Consider the following 15,907-nt stretch of genomic DNA (forward strand, 5'->3'; position numbering starts at 1 on the left):
CAAGAAAGGCACTTGACAAGCTCACGCCGGAGCACGAGGCCCGGGAGCAAACGAAGGTTCGGGAGAGAATATGCGTGATTCGTTTGCACTAGGTTTGCCAAGAACTGAACGTGCGTTTCTAGCTTGCAAAAGCTCTCCTTGACGAAGACATAACATGTGGTACCCAACCCACGGATAGCAGCGTGCCGACCGTCGCTCGCATTTTTGCTCTCGTGCCACGTGCTCAGGCAGAAAAAATAGAGGGTTTGACAAAAACGTTCATAGCAACGAATCTCAGCCACGCTATTTGCGGTTTATCCTCTGTTTGGAGCAGTAAAGATTGAAATAACGTTGCCCAGCTTCGTTACATTTTGAGAAGGGTTATTTTTAAACAGATAGCGATTATCAGCTTCGTTATAAAATTTCGTTCACGTTCTGAGTCACATTTTCGATCTAAGCCCTGGGAAAGGAATCGTCTTGGATGGCAAACAAGAGCAAGAAAGAAATAAACCAGTTTAACTTGTAAGTGAAAGTGACAAATAACACTGAACTTGAACAGATTTGTGGTCAGGCTAGCGTCTTTAGGTGCAGTTTGGCAACAGGGAATTATCCCCCGAAGAGCAAACCACCCGTTGGACGGGTGGTCATGATTGATGGCAAAGAAAGAGGATGGAAATCAACAGGGCCAAGCTGTCAGCTGGTTAAAAAAGGGGCTCTGCCATGATGACAGAGCCTAAATCATCTATATTAATTTAAGAAACCCCTGAAAAAAACATCAACCCAGCAGGAGGGAGATCAGCACGGGCGCAGCTCCCAGCGTGAACAGGGCAGCTAAAATCATGGAGATGCTGGAAATCGTTCCGGTTAGAGAACTAAACTCAAAGGCTTTGGAAGTTCCCGTACCATGGGCTCCCGTGCCGAGCAATACGCCGCGGGCAATTTCATTTTCAATCCGGAACCATTTCAGGACAAACGGCCCGATAATGCTGCCGAGCAGCCCGGTAATGACTGCGAAAACGGCGGTAATATTCGGGACCCCGCCGATCGCTTGGGAGACACTCATGGCGATCGGAGCCGTTACGGAACGGGGAATCAGGCTGCTGACAAGCTGATGGTCAAGCCGCATCCATTCCGCCAGCAAGGCGGAGGAGAGCATGGCGACGATCGAGCCGGACAGCACGCTGATGAGAATGACAGCCGCATGCTTTTTGAGCACGTTATAGTATTTATACAGAGGTATGGCAAAAGCAATCGTTGCGGGCTGGAGCATATCGCTCAGCCACTGGCCTCCGGAGTTGTATGATTCGTAAGGGATATTCGTCCACATCAGACCTGCAATAAGTACGATGGGAGTAACAAGTAAGGGGGACAAATAGACACGCGGTCTAGCCTGGTACAGCCGTTTCGATAAACTATAGATCAGGAGGGTAAGGACAAGCCAGAACAGACCGGTCATCATGAAGCTTTACTCTCCCTTCGCTTCGTTATGCGTGAGGCAATCAGCCCCGAGCTAAGCATAACGATAAATGTGCTGGCAATAACGACAATCAGAATCCGGACACCATCGCTCTCCAGGAGCGGAATATATTTCATGACGCCGACCGCGGACGGAACGAAGAACAACAGCAGTTCGGCCAGAAGCAGGTTTGCCCCTTGCTCGACCCAGGTCAGCTTGATTACTTTGCTTTTTAGCAGTACGAAAATAACGATAATCCCCAAAATGGAACCCGGAACAGGCAAATGAAGCAGCTCGGCCAATCTGTTCATTGCGATCGAAATGAAGAATAAAATTGTTACCTGAACAACGCTTGTCGTCATCTTTTGCAGCTTTTCCATCGCCTTTAGGCTCCTTTCGTCATAGTTTTGGTAATGAAAATATTACAACAGTTACTTTCATGAGTAAAATGAATAATAATAATGTATACTATTCCTAAAAGTTATCATTAAATCAGGCCAGAGGAGATTGGATTCAATTATGGATATTCGTCAGCTTCAGTACTTAATCGAAGTAGCCCGGTTTAGAAGCTTCACGAAAGCAGCGGAATCTTTATTTATTACGCAGCCAGCAATCAGCAAGGCGATCAAAGCGATGGAGACCGAGCTTGGGGTAGTGCTGTTCGACAGGCAGGGAAAAAAAGTAGAGCTGACCGACGCCGGGCAGATCATTGCTGGACAGGCTCAGCATATCGTTGCCTCCTTCCACAATCTGACCTCTGAACTGGATGATTTGCGCAATTTGAAAAAGGGGCATATCCGCATCGGCCTGCCGCCGATGGTCGGCGCCAGCTTTTTTCCAAAAGTGATCGGTCAATTTCATAAACAGTATCCGGACATTACCATCCAGCTGTACGAAGACGGAGCGAAGAAAGTAGAGCTTGAAGTCGCCGCTGGCTCGCTGGAAGTAGGTGTAGTCGTGCTGCCGACGACGCAGGAGGGCTTATGCAGCTTTCCGTTTGTCGAGGAAAAATTGAACCTGGTCGTGCATCCTTCTCATCCATTAGCGGAGCAGAGCGAGGTGGAGCTGCCTCAGCTGGCCCAGGACGATTTCGTTCTGTTCCGGGAAGACTTCACGCTGCATGACCGGATTATCGGCGAATGCGCGAGATTTGGATTTCAGCCTCATGTCATTTATGAGAGCTCGCAATGGGATTTGATCAGTGAAATGGTGGCGGTAGGCCTGGGCATTACCTTGCTGCCGGAGACGATTTGCCGGGAGATCGATAATAAACGGGTCAGAATTATCCCGCTCGTGAAGCCTGTCATTCCGTGGAAACTGGGGATCATATGGCGGGAGGACCGGTATATGTCATTCGCGACCAGAGAATGGATTGCTTTTGCCAAGTCGGAGCTGGCCCAGGTATGATAAGCGCAGCTAAGTCGGAGCTGGCCCAAGTATGATAAACGCAGGAGTGGGCTCCGCGTTTATCTGTGATGATCATGGGCTGAAATACATTCCGATGGTATAATAAGGACATGAATCAACTGAAAAATGAACAATGTTATGAACCACGTTATGAAAAAAATGAAATATGAAAAATGAGAAATGGGATGTTGATGCTTTCATTAGAGGGGGAGACAGAAATGGCAGTTCAAGTAGGACTAATTGGCTTCGGATTATCCGGTTCGGTGTTTCATGCTCCATTAATTCATTGGACGGAGGGCTTGAAACTGGCGGCAGTCGTATCTTCTCAGCAGGACAAAGTTCATGAGAGCTATCCGGATGCAAAAGTGTACCAGGATGTAGAATCTATGCTGCAGGATAATGATATTCGCATCGTAGTCATCTCCAGTCCCAACTTGACGCACTATGATTATGCAGCCCGGGCATTGGAAGCAGGCAAGCATGTCGTCGTCGAGAAACCTTTTACGAACAGCTCAGAGGAGGCCGAACGGCTTATTGCGCTTGCCAGAGAGAAGAACTTGCTGCTTACGGTATATCATAACCGCCGCTGGGACAATGATTTCCTGACGATTACCCGTCTTTTGGAGTCCGGCGTGCTGGGCAGCATTTCTTATTATGAAGCGCATTTTGACCGCTTCCGTCCGCAGGTGACCCGGCGCTGGCGGGAGCAAGATTTGCCTGGATCCGGTATGTTGTACGATTTGGGTTCGCATCTGATCGATCAGGCTTTGACCTTATTCGGCAAGCCGAACACGGTGTGGGCGGATTTACGCAAAGAGCGGAAGGGCGGTAAGGCCAACGATTATTTCCATCTGGTGCTTGGGTATTCAAATCTTAGAGTAGTGCTGCACGCCGGATCATTGGTTCGTGAGCAGGGTCCGCGATTTATTTTGCACGGAGACCGGGGAAGTTTTATCAAGCATGGATTTGACCCGCAGGAAGCGCAGCTTAGAAAAGGGCTGGGTCCTGGCGGCGAGGATTGGGGTCGGGATGCTGAAGATCAATTCGGCAAGCTGACGACAGATATCGGCGGTCTTCCCTTTACCGGTACGATTGAGACGGTGCTTGGAAGCTATGAGATGTTCTACCGGAAGCTTGCGGATGCCGTAAGTCAAGGAGGGCAAGCGCCTGTGCCAGCAGAGGATGCGTGTGATGTGATCCGCATTATTGAATTGGCTATGAAAAGCCATTCCCTGGGACGGGTTGTTACGCTGGACAACCGTTAATGATTTTATCCAGCTAGAATGACGCGTTGAATAGCGGTGCCTAGCTCTGCCACGCTATGTGCCAGAACGGAAGCATTACATGACGGTGATCGACCGCATGCATGGTCTCCGCTGAAAGATGCTATATGATCTCCTATGTGACATAACCTAATTTCCCCGTGACATCACCTTAATTTAGCGAGGAGGCTATCCTGCAAGTCGTAAAGGGCTTGGGGTAGCCTCTTTTTGTTGTGGGATGTGAGGCATGCATATTTTCCAATGTTCGAGCAGACAATACAAAAACCGATTATGAAAAAAAAGGAGAGAACCATCGATGAGAATGGTTTTGATGTCTGCAATAGCGGCTTGTTGTCTCCTCGGATTAATTTATGGAGGGCAGGTAAGCCCGGCTTCAGCTGCAGCAGACGGGCCATACCATTTCGGCTTTAAGAGAAGCGTTAACGGGCAGCTTCCCTCGATCAATGAAGAAGGATTCAAGCCGATCGTGGATAAACATGGGGCGTTATTTCTGGGAGATACATCGCGCAAGGAGTTGTTTTTAACATTTGATAACGGCTATGAGAACGGGTATACAACTTTTATTTTAGATACGCTCAAGGCAAAGAAAGTGCCGGCGGTTTTTTTTGTGACGGGGCATTTTGTGAAAGATCAGCCAGCACTCGTGAAACGAATGGCTGCGGAAGGACATATCGTAGGCAATCACTCATGGAGCCATCCGGATATGACGGCGATTTCCGACGCTCAGATCAAGGAGGAACTTGAAAGGGTCAACAAGGAAATTGTAGCTTTAACCGGACGCAGCGACAGAGGCTATTTACGGCCGCCTCGGGGGATTTTTAACGAACGGACACTGCGCGTAACGAAGGAGCTTGGCTATACGAACGTTTTCTGGTCGGCCGCCTACAAGGATTGGGATACGAAGGAGCAGCATGGCAGTGATTATGCCTTTAAAAAAGTAGTGTCCCAGCTGCATCCGGGGGCGATTATTTTGCTGCACTCGGTTTCAAAGGATAATAAAGAAGCGCTTGGCGCCATTATTGATGAGGCCCGGCGGCAAGGGTATGAGTTCAAAGCATTCCCTGAATTGCGGGGGATGGACCTGCCCTTCATGCCCTTTGGCATGGCGATGTAGCAGGCAGCAAAGCAGCGGTGTATAAAAATGGCACAATTCAAAACAGGGGGCCGTCGCAAGTAGAAATCATCTACTTGCCGCGGCTCCTTTTTAATGTCAGAACAACGGGGAGTAAGGCTGATGGACGATGGCGTATACGGGTGCGTATGCGTGCGGTTTACTGCGGGTTCGCCTGGTGTAATCGCGGTATTTGACATTGAAAAATGACGGAAATATAATTAGGTGTACTAATAAATAGGAATGCTAATTATTAAATAGTATAAATAAATTTCAGGGGAGATGATCGTGTGATTATGGGCGACGATCCGGTAGCCCAACGTCTTATTGAAGCAGTTCACCGTTTTCGCCGCGCGGAATGGCACAAGATGGCGATAAATGGCTGGAGCAATAGTGAAATCAAGATGCTGATGTGTATTCAGTGGGGGTGTACTCAGGATGAGAGAGGCTCCTCTGTTTCCTCGCTAAGCTCCATGATGCAGGTGACCTCGCCGACCATTACCCAGTTGATCAAGAGCCTGGAGCGCGGGGAGCTGGTTACCAGATATAACGATCAGGAGGACCGGCGCGTTGTCAGGGTGAAGCTCACAGAGAAGGGGAAGGCTGTGACTAAGCAAGCCCGGGAGGATATGACCAGCAGATTCAAGGATCTATATGCGCATTTGGGGAAGGAGAAGACCGAGCAGCTTGCCTCGCTGCTTGAACAGGTCTACGAGCATTTGGAGGCTCATTTGCAAGAAAAGCGCGATATTGATAGAGAAAGTGGAGATGAGGGACGATGATCAAGCTTTTTCGATATTTGAAGCCGTACTGGCTGCTGGTACTCGCCGTGCTAGTACTGGTGTTTTTTCAATCGCTGTCCGAGCTGTACCTGCCAACGCTTATGGCGGATATCGTAGATATTGGTGTTGTAAAAGGAGATACGCCCTATATTTGGAAGATTGGCTCCTTTATGCTGCTTGTAGCGCTCGGAGGCATGTTCTGCTCCATTGCAGCAAGTTATTTCTCTGCCAGAGCGGCGACGGGATTTGGCAAAATTTTGCGCGGAAAAGTATTTAACCATGTTGAAAATTTCTCGCTGGAGGAATTCGACAAAGTCGGTACTGCCTCGCTGATAACACGTACAACGAACGATATTACGCAAATTCAGCAGGTGCTGATTATGATGCTGCGTATGATGGTCATGGCTCCTATGATGTGTATCGGCGGCATTATTATGGCCATCTCGAAGGACGCCCGGCTGTCGCTTATTTTCGTAGTCGTTCTGCCTGTGCTGGCGCTGGCTATTTTCCTGATTGCCCGGAAAGGGCTTCCTTTATTCAAAGCGATCCAGAAGAAGATCGACAAGCTGAATCTCGTCCTGCGGGAAAATTTGACCGGGATTCGCGTCATTCGTTCCTTCAACCGCATTCAGCATGAGAAAATGCGCTTTGATCAGGCGAACTACGATTTGACGGATACCTCGATCAAGGTGAACAAAATTATGGCTTTCATGATGCCGGTCATGATGCTGGTAATGAACTTATCGTCCGTAGCGATCATTTGGTTCGGCGGGCTTCGTATTGATGCAGGATCGATGCAGGTGGGCGATCTGATGGCATTTCTGCAGTATGCGATGCAGATCATGTTCTCGCTCCTCATGGTTTCGATGATGTTTGTCATGGTTCCGCGGGCCTCAGTTTCGGCAGTCCGAATTAATGAGGTGCTTGATATGGAGCCGGTAATCAAAGATACAGAGACCGTTGGAAGTCCAACTGGACAAAAAGGCTATGTCGAGTTCCAGAACGTAACATTCAGCTATCCCGGCGCGGAGCAGCCGGCTATTCAAAATATCAGCTTCGCCGCTCGCCCGGGGGAAGTAACGGCGATTATAGGCGGCACAGGCTCAGGTAAATCAACGCTTATCAGCATGATCCCGAGATTTTACGATGTGGAGAGTGGACGCGTGCTTGTAAATGGCACCGATGTGCGGGATATGCCGCAGCAGGAGCTGCGTGCGAAGATCGGCTTCGTTCCGCAGAAGGCGGTTCTGTTCACGGGAACAATTGGCGAGAACATTCGCTACGGCAAAGAGGATGCTACCGATGAGGAAGTATGGCATGCGGCGCAAATAGCTCAGGCTGCGGATTTCGTCGCTAAGATGGAGGACGGCTATGAATCTCCAATCGCTCAAGGCGGCACGAATCTTTCCGGGGGACAGAAGCAGCGTCTCTCCATTGCGCGCGCTTTGGTGCGGCAGGCGGAAGTTTATATATTTGATGACAGTTTCTCGGCGCTCGATTTCAAGACCGATTCCAAGCTGCGTGCAGCGCTGAAGCAGGAAACGAAACAGTCTACCGTCATTATCGTTGCTCAAAGAGTAAGCACGGTGCTTGAGGCTGACCAGATCATCGTAATGGATGAGAGCAAAATTGCAGGAATCGGCAAGCACCACGAACTTATGGAGACGTGTGACGTGTACAAAGAAATCGTCTTGTCTCAGCTTTCAGAGGAGGAGATCGCATGAGCCAAAGCCAAAAACAAAGCGGCCGAAAATCCGGCGGCTTCGGTCCGGGCGGGGGACCGGGACATGGCGCCCCAGGCATGAGAATGCCGGCCGAGAAGGCGAAGGATTTCAAAGGTACGCTCAAACGATTGATGAGTTACATGCGGCCATTCAGGGTGCAATTAGGCTCTGTTGTGCTCATGGCTGTCCTCAGTACGGTGTTTGCTATTCTTACCCCGAAGGTGATGGGGGAAGCAACGACCAAGCTGTTCGAAGGTATTATGATTCCGGGAGCAGCGATCGATTTTGATGCCATAGGAAGAATTATCGTATATTTGCTTGGCCTGTACTTATTAAGTGCCTTATTCAGTTATTTCCAGCAATATTTAATGGCGGACGTTTCTCAGAAGACGGTCTACAACTTGCGGAAGCAAGTGAATGACAAGTTATCGAGACTGCCGCTCAAGTACTATGATGCGAGAACGCATGGCGAAATTTTGAGCCGGGTAACGAACGATATGGACAATATCAGCTCGACTCTGCAGCAGAGCATGACGCAGCTGATCACTTCGATCCTGACTATCATTGGGGTTATCGTGATGATGCTTTCGATTAGTCCGCTGATGACGCTAATAGCGGTATTGACGATTCCGTTGAGCATCGTGGCGATTACCTCGATCGCCAAACGCTCCCAGCAGCAGTTCGTCCGCCAGCAGAAAGAGCTTGGACTTTTGAATGGCCATGTGGAAGAAATGTACACCGGCCACACTGTCATTAAAGTATTCGGCCGCGAGCAGAAATCGCTCGAGCAATTCGATGAGATTAACGAGCGCCTGTATGAAGCGGGCTGGAAGGCGCAGTTTATTTCCGGTGTAATCATGCCGATCATGAGCTTCATCGGCAATATCGGTTATGTGCTTGTTGCCGTGGTCGGCGGCATTTTGGTCTTGAAGGGACAAATCAAGATCGGGGACGTGCAGGCGTTCATCCAGTATACAAGACAGCTGTCCCATCCGATCTCGCAGACAGCTAACATTGCTAATATCATTCAATCCACCGTCGCTTCCTCGGAGCGTGTATTCGAGGTGCTGGATGAGGTTGAAGAAATCCCTGACCCGGCCAAACCGGTTGATATTAAAGAGCCGCAAGGGGTAGTCTCCTTCAATCACGTCCGTTTCGGCTACGAGGATCAAGCACTGCTGATCGAGGATATGAACATTCATGCCGCAAAAGGCCAGACAATTGCGATCGTTGGTCCTACCGGCGCCGGGAAGACGACGCTGATCAATCTGCTCATGCGTTTCTATGAAGTGAACGGCGGCTCGATTACGATCGACGGTGTCAATATTGCGGACATGAACCGCGGCGACCTGCGCAGTCTGTTCGGAATGGTACTGCAGGATACATGGCTGTTCAACGGCACGATTCGCGACAATATCGGCTACGGACGGGAAGGAGCGACGGAGGAGGAAATTATCCAGGCGGCGAGGACGGCGCATGCCGACCACTTCATCCGCACGCTGCCGGATGGCTATGATACGATTTTGAACGAGGAAGCGTCCAACATTTCGCAAGGCCAGAAGCAGCTCTTGACGATCGCACGGGCCGTTCTCGCCGATCCGGCTATTCTTATTCTGGATGAAGCGACGAGCAGCGTCGATACACGGACTGAAATTTATATTCAGAAGGCGATGAACGAGCTCATGAAGGGGCGTACTAGCTTTGTTATTGCGCACCGTTTATCGACGATTAAGGACGCGGACATCATTTTGGTGATGAATCACGGGTCTGTCATCGAGCAGGGGACCCATGACGAACTGCTGGCGCAGGACGGATTTTATGCCGATCTGTATAACAGCCAATTTTCCAAGGGCGGCTTTGAACTGGAAGTTGGATAATTCCTGAAATGGCGACTTGCTCTAAAATGAGATTCATGGTAAAAATAGAGGAGTAATACAAAACCCATAATTTTAAAAATTCAGGAGGACCCTTAGACGATGGAGTAAGAACACGTTCCCACAAGACAACTTGTCAGCAGGCAAGCGGCGCTCTCGAGGCATTGAGAGCGGGTCAGGGATACGTGTGTCGACTTAGGGTCTTCTTTTTTTGTACTTATAAAGAGTAATACGATCATGAGGAAAACTGAATGGATGCCTATTTTTGGCGTGTAAGCTCTATTTCCGTTATCAGTTACCAGATCCTGGACATTTGGTGATCGTACCCCTATTTCCATTTCCACGTACCCGACCGTGTGCCGCTGGCCACGGTTATTTGCATTTTCGCCATAAACTGGCTAAACGGGGGATGATGTGGTATGACGATGGTTTTAAATGTGAGAGAAGTAAAAAAGGAATGGAACGGAGCGTCTTTGTTTGCGGACGTTTCGTTTGAAGTAGGCCGGGGAGAGCGGCTGGCGCTATTTGGCCGCAACGGCTCCGGGAAAACGACGCTGCTGCAGGGCTTACTTGGGAAGATCGCATTCGACTCCGGCCGCGTGCATCGGATATTGCCGCTGGAAGAGTGGGGCTGGATGGAGCAGCAGGCTGATCCCGGCTCACGGCTTACGCTGCTGGAATACGTCCAGTCCAGATCCGGGGAAATCTATAGGGTGAAGAAGGAACTGGAACGATTGCAGAGTGAAATGGGATCCGGCCAGGCTTCGGAGGCAATCGTGGAGCGGTACGGCTTGTTTTATGAGCAATATATGCAGCTGGGCGGCTATGACTGGGAGGTCAAAGTAGAGAAACGCCTGGGGCAAATGAATTTACCAGCAGAGCTGTGGAACTTGCCGTTCGGGCAATTGAGCGGCGGGCAAAAGACGAGAGCGCAGCTCACCGCCCTCATGGTTCGGGAGCCGAAGTTCATTCTGCTGGATGAGCCGACGAACCATTTGGATACAGCATCTCTGAACGACCTTGAGGAGTGGGTGCGGGGCTATGAAGGGACGATTTTGTATGTGTCGCATGATCGGACGTTCATGGACCGGACGGCCACGTCCATCCTGGAGCTGCAGGCGGATGGATGCCGGCGCTATGCCGGCGGCTACAGCGATTACCGCCAGCAGAAGGAGGTGGAGCGGCGCACCCAAATGACGCTGTACAAAAAGCAGGAGCTGGAGCGGCAAGCTCTGGAGCAATCGATTCGGCGATATCAGGAGTGGTTTCACCAGGCCCATCGGGCCGCTCGCGCCGACAATTTGGATGTGGCCATCACGGCCAGCTTCTACAAGGCGAAGGCAAAGAAAAATATTTCCCGCTATCATGCGAAGCAGAAGGAGCTGGAGCGGCTGGAGCAGAATCGGGTGGAGAAGCCCCGCGAGACCAAGACGCTGCGGATGAACCTGCAGGAAGGGGCATTTGCGGCGTCGACCTTGCTGCGTCTGAGCGATGTGGGATTCGGCTACGGCTATGACCACAGGGACGGCAATGACCCCGGTAACGGCAACGGTAACGGCTATGCCCACGGTAACGGTAATGGCAACGGATATGATCCCGGGAACGACAACGACAATGGCAATGGTCACGACCCTGGTTGCGGATGCGATCGTTGTCATAGCCACGCCCTCGGGCAGGGCCATGACAACGGTGATGGCAACGACCACGGTAACGATCACGATCCCGATTCCGGCTCCGGCTCCGGCCAGAACTTGCTGTTCCGCCACTTCAACCTCCAGGTAGAACGGGGGGATCGAATTGGTGTACTGGGGCCGAACGGAACGGGCAAGTCCACATTATTGAAGCTGGTTACGGGCCAGCTCGCTCCTTCTTCAGGCACGATTACGCTGCATCCGCAGGCCTCGATCGGCTATTTTGCCCAAGAGCTTCACAACCTGGACGAGAGCAAGAGCATTCTGGACAGCTTGCTGGTGCTGCCGGATATGACTGAATCGCATGCTAGGACGATATTGGGCTGCTTTTTATTTTCCCGCGATGAGGTGTATAAAAAAATAGAAGATTTGAGCATGGGCGAAAAGTGCCGGGTAGCGTTTTTGAAACTGTTTTTTGGCCAGTCCAATTTGCTCATCCTTGATGAACCGACGAATTATTTGGACATCGATACGCGGGAAGTCGTTGAGGAAGCGCTATGTGTGTATCCGGGAGCGCTCATGATCGTAACGCATGACAGGTATTTGGCCCGCAAGGTATGCAATCGGCTGCTGATGCTGGACGGACGGAAGGAGCCAGAATGGTTTCCGGGCACAGTAGAAGAATACGAGGCCAGGGATCGGACGAACCGGCTGGACCCGGCTGGTCAATGGGCAGAGAATGAGCGGGAGCGTCTCGAACTGGAGCTGGCTTTCCTGATGGGGCGTGAGGAGCCGCCAACGCTTGAGGAGCGGGAGAAACTGATGACGATGATCGCTGAACTTCGCAGGAAAATTAAAGCTCTCTCCGAGGCATAAGGAAAATGCCAACTGAAGAATGCTGCAAATTAAGGCAGACCGTGCTCATGTTTAGCAGCTGATACTGATAATTAAGAGAAACGTAAAAAGACGCCGGATTGGGTCGCTAACCAAACTGGCGTCTTTTTCACGGATATGCGTTTAACGGGCTAGCAAGTACACGCCGAATAAAATGACGGCAACGCCGGCTAGCTTACTCGCTGAGATGGATTCGCCAAATAAGAAGTATGCAGGAAGGAGAGCGAGAACATAGGCGAAGGCTTGCATCGGATAAGCTACACTCAGCGGCAAGCGGGTCAGGACGGCGAACCACAGCACGGTAGCAAGTCCATAAAGCCCGATTCCGCCGAGAATCATCGGCGACAGAAGCAGCTTGCCCCATACGAGCCCGCCTGATCGGGTCAGTCCGATCTTGAAAAGAACCTGCCCCGTGACCAGCAGCAATATGTTGCCGAGTAGCATCACATAACTAATTGTTTTTTCCATAAAGAGCCTCCCGCGCCTTGAGGATCGCCACCTCCTGGGTCAGACGGAGCACCTGGCTCGTCAGCTTGGTAATGACGATCGTAAGATGAAGTATGAGTGAAAAGCAGAACAGCAGGCCGAAGAGGAAAAGAACGGCTGGGGCGTATTTTACGCCGAGCTGGTCTGCAATCCATTCCATCAGGGATACATTTAACGAAACGGTGAGCAGCACGATACTGAACAAGATCCATAGCAAGGAGTATTGTTCCCGCAGTCTCTGTCTACGCACAAGCTCCAGCACGACGACGAGAAATGTGATGGCTATCGATACCGATAGAACGTTAATGAACATCTATTTGATCACCGCCGTTCTATTATAGCGCATTGCGCTCATAATTACAGAGAAGGTTACTTTGATCATATAATAGACGGACCTGGCCGGAGTGATCGAGGATCGGCCTGCTTTTCGCCGGTGCATTTCCGTGGATACCTCCGTAATTTTGCAGCCATGCCGTTTAAGATAGACGAGGGACTCCACCTCCGGGTAATCGATTGGATAATAGCTCGCATACAAGTCGATGACTTTGCGTCCGGCAGCGCGGAAGCCGCTGGTCGTATCCGTGAATTGCTGTCTCGTAAGAAGCGTAACCAACTGGGAGAAAAAGATCATGCCGATGCGGCGCATATACGGCGAGCGGTATGACGTGGATTCCACGTACCTGGAGCCGATTACGAGATCGTATCTGGACGCTTGTTCGATCAATTTAGGCAGCTCTTTCGCCGGATGCTGGCCGTCCGCATCCATTTGCACCGCCACATCATAGCCCTGCCTCCTGGCATATATATATCCCGTTTGCATGCCGCCGCCAATCCCTACGTTGTAAGGCATGGTCAAGACGTTGGCGCCGCTAGCCTTGGCGATTTCCTCCGTCCGGTCCGTGGAGCCGTCGTTGATGACGACGATATCTGCTTCCGGCACATGCCCGCGGATATCAGCGATCACGGCGGCTATGCTGCCTTCCTCGTTATAGGCTGGGATGATGATGAGAGTTTTCATGGTTTTCATTGTCTTCATGGCGTCATCGTCCTCCTCCTTTTTTTATTGAACCGTTATTGGAAAGCTGGCTGATGTACCTGAGAAGCTGTTCTATGAAATAGGACCCGAATAGTATTAACAGAATCATGTTTGGATAGCCATACCGGTTAAAGGCGACGAATGGAATATAGATGATGGTGAAATAACCGAGGGCCAGCACGAGCGGCAGCAGCCTGTCCCAGCGGTGCTTCAGCAGGGCCAGGCCGATGCCGAGCATATTGATGATCATCAGTATCACTTGGATGACGTTCATAATCGGTCTTGTGACGGGCCAAATGGGCCGGGAATAGAACGGGTGAAAATATAGCTCCATCCAGCGGCCTACTGTAAACCAGTACAAATACTTGAGCGGCTCGTGCTTGAACCCGTATTTGATAATGTCGAGGCCTTTTTGGACTGCAAAGCGGTCAGAGCCTTGAAACAGCGTTGTTGGATCGTACTGCGGGTGCGCTTCGAAGAAACTGGCCGGCGGCAGCTCTCCATGGATTCGGGTTCCGAGCAGGAAAGGGCTGCCCCCGGAGTTGGTAAACAAAATGAACTTGTGGAATGTGAGCCAGTTACGTACCCACCAGGGTGTAAGCAGAACAATATAAGTTCCGGCTATGAGCAGGGCATATTTCAACACATGGCGCCACGGGACCCGATGCCTCCACCAGAGGACAACGAAAACAGCCGGGTACAGGGAGGCGTGGGGTTTGAAATAAGCAGCTGCGGCTGTCAGTACACCGAGCAAGATGTAATAGCGCGCCTTATTTTGTTCCAGCGCAATGATCGTGACGCATAGCAGGAGCAGGAGAAGTGTTCTGAAGGTCGTCTCGGACAGGATGACGCCGGAGGAGAAAAAGTCCGGCAAATAAAGCGCGCTGATCGTGCAGGCAATCAAGCCGACGCGAGTATTGAAAATGCGCTTGCCTAACCAGAAGACCAGATAAATCGACAGCACTTGCAGGACGCATTGATACAGACGGTAAGCGATGACACCGCCGTCATCCTGGCCAAACAGGGCCATGAACCCTGCCAGTATAAACGGCAGCCCAGGCATGATGAAGGCCGATGGCTTGTCTCCCGTATTATAGGCAAGAACTCCTTCATTCAGCAGAAGGCGGGAGGTCTGAATGTATTTGACGTCATCATTATTAGGCTTAAGCGGATCACCAAGAAAAAAATAATCATTATAGGCCAAAACCACGATACAAGAAACAATGCCGACGAAAGCCATTAAGCCGGCTAAATACAGCTTGGCTCCGCGGCTCACTCCTCCAATTCTGAACAAAAGCTTCAACTCCACTCTACTAGAAAATGTTCAAATATATATATAAACAAGTTCCGGCGTTTTAAATATGCAGTATGTATAATGTGTGGCATGTGTAGTATGTAGTGTATATGTAGTGTGTATGTGTGGTGCGTATGTAGTGCGTGTGTAGTGTATATGTGCAGTATGTGGTGCGTGTAGGCATGTGTGACTTGTACGATGTATCTATGGGTATGCATGATATGTGTTTGTACGTCGCGTGTGTAGATTTTTTTTGCTAATACTAATATTATTACTCGAATTCCACTCACACTCAATTTGTCACCAAATAGCACCAAATACCACCAAATGTCACCAAATGTTACCAAATATCACTAAATGTTACCAAGTGCTATTAACTTCCGCCAAACCGCCAACTAATTACTGGTTAATCCCTGACCGAAAAATGCTAAGTAGAGCTAGCGGACCGTAGATCCGCTATTTGGCCAATAATGCGAAAATGATTGCACTAACGGACCCTGGTTCCGCTATTGCGCAGAAAACTAGCCGATTTGGGGCAATTAGGGCCAGATAGCAGCTTCTGTGTCCGTAAAGCTGCGAATATCACGGAAATCGGCGAAATAGCGGATCGTATGTCCGCTAGGATCATCAAAATAGCCATAATAAGTTAACTTGAACCATATTCAATGGCCGCTCCTTTCAGTCATCAACCACTGGCATGCACCACTGGCATGCACCACTGGCATGCACCACTGGCATGCACCACTGGCATGCATCACTGGCATGCACCACTGGCATGCACCACTGGCATGCACCACTGGCATGCACCACTGGCATGCACCACTGGCATGCACCACTGGCATGCGCCATTGGCTTCAGGTATAACCGCTCATCGCTACTCCAATCATTGTAGGTTTACGTATGTTACCTATTATACCTAGTATGGGGAATTACCCCATAAATATGAAGTG

The 15,907-nt window shown here is 50.3% G+C and carries 13 protein-coding genes; 7 read left to right on the forward strand and 6 right to left on the reverse strand.

Going from position 1 to position 15,907, the window contains the following annotated elements; all coding sequences use genetic code 11:
- Positions 1-754 precede the first annotated feature (754 nt).
- Both G358_RS0101775 and G358_RS0101780 read right to left on the reverse strand, forming a co-directional pair.
- Entirely contained in the window at positions 755-1,435 is a 681-nt protein-coding gene (locus tag G358_RS0101775) for a CidB/LrgB family autolysis modulator (RefSeq protein ID WP_026342001.1), read from the reverse strand.
- Positions 1,435-1,815: a CidA/LrgA family protein gene (locus G358_RS0101780; protein WP_019635486.1), complete on the reverse strand. Its 381-nt coding sequence runs from the start codon at positions 1,813-1,815 to the stop codon at positions 1,435-1,437. The genes G358_RS0101775 and G358_RS0101780 overlap by 1 nt, the downstream gene beginning before the upstream one ends.
- A gap of 139 nt (positions 1,816-1,954) precedes the next feature.
- Between G358_RS0101780 and cidR the strand changes: the two genes are divergently transcribed.
- The 7 genes from cidR to G358_RS31520 all read left to right on the forward strand — a co-directional run bounded on the left by cidR (position 1,955) and on the right by G358_RS31520 (position 12,123).
- Positions 1,955-2,842, forward strand: a complete 888-nt coding sequence (gene cidR, locus G358_RS0101785) for a cidABC operon transcriptional activator CidR (protein WP_019635487.1) — start codon at positions 1,955-1,957, stop codon at positions 2,840-2,842.
- A 218-nt stretch (positions 2,843-3,060) separates the two neighbouring features.
- Positions 3,061-4,107, forward strand: coding sequence for an oxidoreductase (locus G358_RS0101790; protein ID WP_019635488.1), 1,047 nt, complete (start codon positions 3,061-3,063; stop codon positions 4,105-4,107).
- A gap of 313 nt (positions 4,108-4,420) precedes the next feature.
- Positions 4,421-5,239, forward strand: a complete 819-nt coding sequence (gene pdaA / locus G358_RS29295; RefSeq protein ID WP_019635489.1) for a delta-lactam-biosynthetic de-N-acetylase — start codon at positions 4,421-4,423, stop codon at positions 5,237-5,239.
- 293 nt (positions 5,240-5,532) lie between these two features.
- The gene (locus G358_RS0101800; RefSeq protein ID WP_033403749.1) at positions 5,533-6,018 is read left to right on the forward strand and encodes a MarR family winged helix-turn-helix transcriptional regulator; all 486 of its coding nucleotides are present in this window, start codon (positions 5,533-5,535) and stop codon (positions 6,016-6,018) included.
- Positions 6,015-7,742: an ABC transporter ATP-binding protein gene (locus G358_RS0101805; protein ID WP_019635491.1), complete on the forward strand. Its 1,728-nt coding sequence runs from the start codon at positions 6,015-6,017 to the stop codon at positions 7,740-7,742. The genes G358_RS0101800 and G358_RS0101805 overlap by 4 nt, the downstream gene beginning before the upstream one ends.
- Entirely contained in the window at positions 7,739-9,619 is a 1,881-nt protein-coding gene (locus G358_RS0101810; protein WP_019635492.1) for an ABC transporter ATP-binding protein, read from the forward strand. Before G358_RS0101805 ends, G358_RS0101810 begins: the two co-directional genes overlap by 4 nt.
- Before the next feature lie 416 nt (positions 9,620-10,035).
- The gene (locus tag G358_RS31520; RefSeq protein ID WP_019635493.1) at positions 10,036-12,123 is read left to right on the forward strand and encodes an ABC-F family ATP-binding cassette domain-containing protein; all 2,088 of its coding nucleotides are present in this window, start codon (positions 10,036-10,038) and stop codon (positions 12,121-12,123) included.
- A 141-nt stretch (positions 12,124-12,264) separates the two neighbouring features.
- On the opposite strand, the gene G358_RS0101820 is transcribed toward G358_RS31520, so the two are convergent.
- Genes G358_RS0101820 through G358_RS0101835 form a run of 4 tightly spaced genes read right to left on the reverse strand, consistent with a single transcriptional unit; the run spans position 12,265 to position 14,957 of the window.
- A complete protein-coding gene (locus G358_RS0101820; RefSeq protein ID WP_019635494.1) occupies positions 12,265-12,609 on the reverse strand; it encodes an EamA family transporter in 345 nt (114 codons plus the stop codon).
- Complete coding sequence (locus G358_RS0101825) at positions 12,593-12,940, reverse strand: DUF2304 domain-containing protein (protein ID WP_019635495.1); 348 nt, start codon at positions 12,938-12,940, stop codon at positions 12,593-12,595. Before G358_RS0101825 ends, G358_RS0101820 begins: the two co-directional genes overlap by 17 nt.
- Entirely contained in the window at positions 12,941-13,663 is a 723-nt protein-coding gene (locus tag G358_RS0101830) for a glycosyltransferase (RefSeq protein WP_019635496.1), read from the reverse strand. It abuts the gene before it with no gap.
- 4 nt (positions 13,664-13,667) lie between these two features.
- Entirely contained in the window at positions 13,668-14,957 is a 1,290-nt protein-coding gene (locus G358_RS0101835; RefSeq protein ID WP_019635497.1) for an ArnT family glycosyltransferase, read from the reverse strand.
- Positions 14,958-15,907 lie beyond the last annotated feature (950 nt).

This window comes from Paenibacillus fonticola DSM 21315 (assembly GCF_000381905.1).
GTDB classification, from domain to species: domain Bacteria; phylum Bacillota; class Bacilli; order Paenibacillales; family Paenibacillaceae; genus Fontibacillus; species Fontibacillus fonticola.

What these genes read in the sequence shown, in the direction of transcription:
- G358_RS0101790 (WP_019635488.1), top strand. Translation starts at nt 3,061, where the DNA reads ATGGCAGTTCAAGTAGGACTAATTGGCTTCGGATTATCCGGTTCGGTG.
- G358_RS0101775 (WP_026342001.1), bottom strand. Translation starts at nt 1,435, where the DNA reads ATGACCGGTCTGTTCTGGCTTGTCCTTACCCTCCTGATCTATAGTTTA.
- G358_RS0101820 (WP_019635494.1), bottom strand. Translation starts at nt 12,609, where the DNA reads ATGGAAAAAACAATTAGTTATGTGATGCTACTCGGCAACATATTGCTG.
- G358_RS0101805 (WP_019635491.1), top strand. Translation starts at nt 6,015, where the DNA reads ATGATCAAGCTTTTTCGATATTTGAAGCCGTACTGGCTGCTGGTACTC.
- cidR (WP_019635487.1), top strand. Translation starts at nt 1,955, where the DNA reads ATGGATATTCGTCAGCTTCAGTACTTAATCGAAGTAGCCCGGTTTAGA.
- G358_RS0101825 (WP_019635495.1), bottom strand. Translation starts at nt 12,940, where the DNA reads ATGTTCATTAACGTTCTATCGGTATCGATAGCCATCACATTTCTCGTC.
- G358_RS31520 (WP_019635493.1), top strand. Translation starts at nt 10,036, where the DNA reads ATGACGATGGTTTTAAATGTGAGAGAAGTAAAAAAGGAATGGAACGGA.
- G358_RS0101780 (WP_019635486.1), bottom strand. Translation starts at nt 1,815, where the DNA reads ATGGAAAAGCTGCAAAAGATGACGACAAGCGTTGTTCAGGTAACAATT.
- G358_RS0101810 (WP_019635492.1), top strand. Translation starts at nt 7,739, where the DNA reads ATGAGCCAAAGCCAAAAACAAAGCGGCCGAAAATCCGGCGGCTTCGGT.
- G358_RS0101800 (WP_033403749.1), top strand. Translation starts at nt 5,533, where the DNA reads ATGGGCGACGATCCGGTAGCCCAACGTCTTATTGAAGCAGTTCACCGT.
- G358_RS0101830 (WP_019635496.1), bottom strand. Translation starts at nt 13,663, where the DNA reads ATGAAGACAATGAAAACCATGAAAACTCTCATCATCATCCCAGCCTAT.
- pdaA (WP_019635489.1), top strand. Translation starts at nt 4,421, where the DNA reads ATGAGAATGGTTTTGATGTCTGCAATAGCGGCTTGTTGTCTCCTCGGA.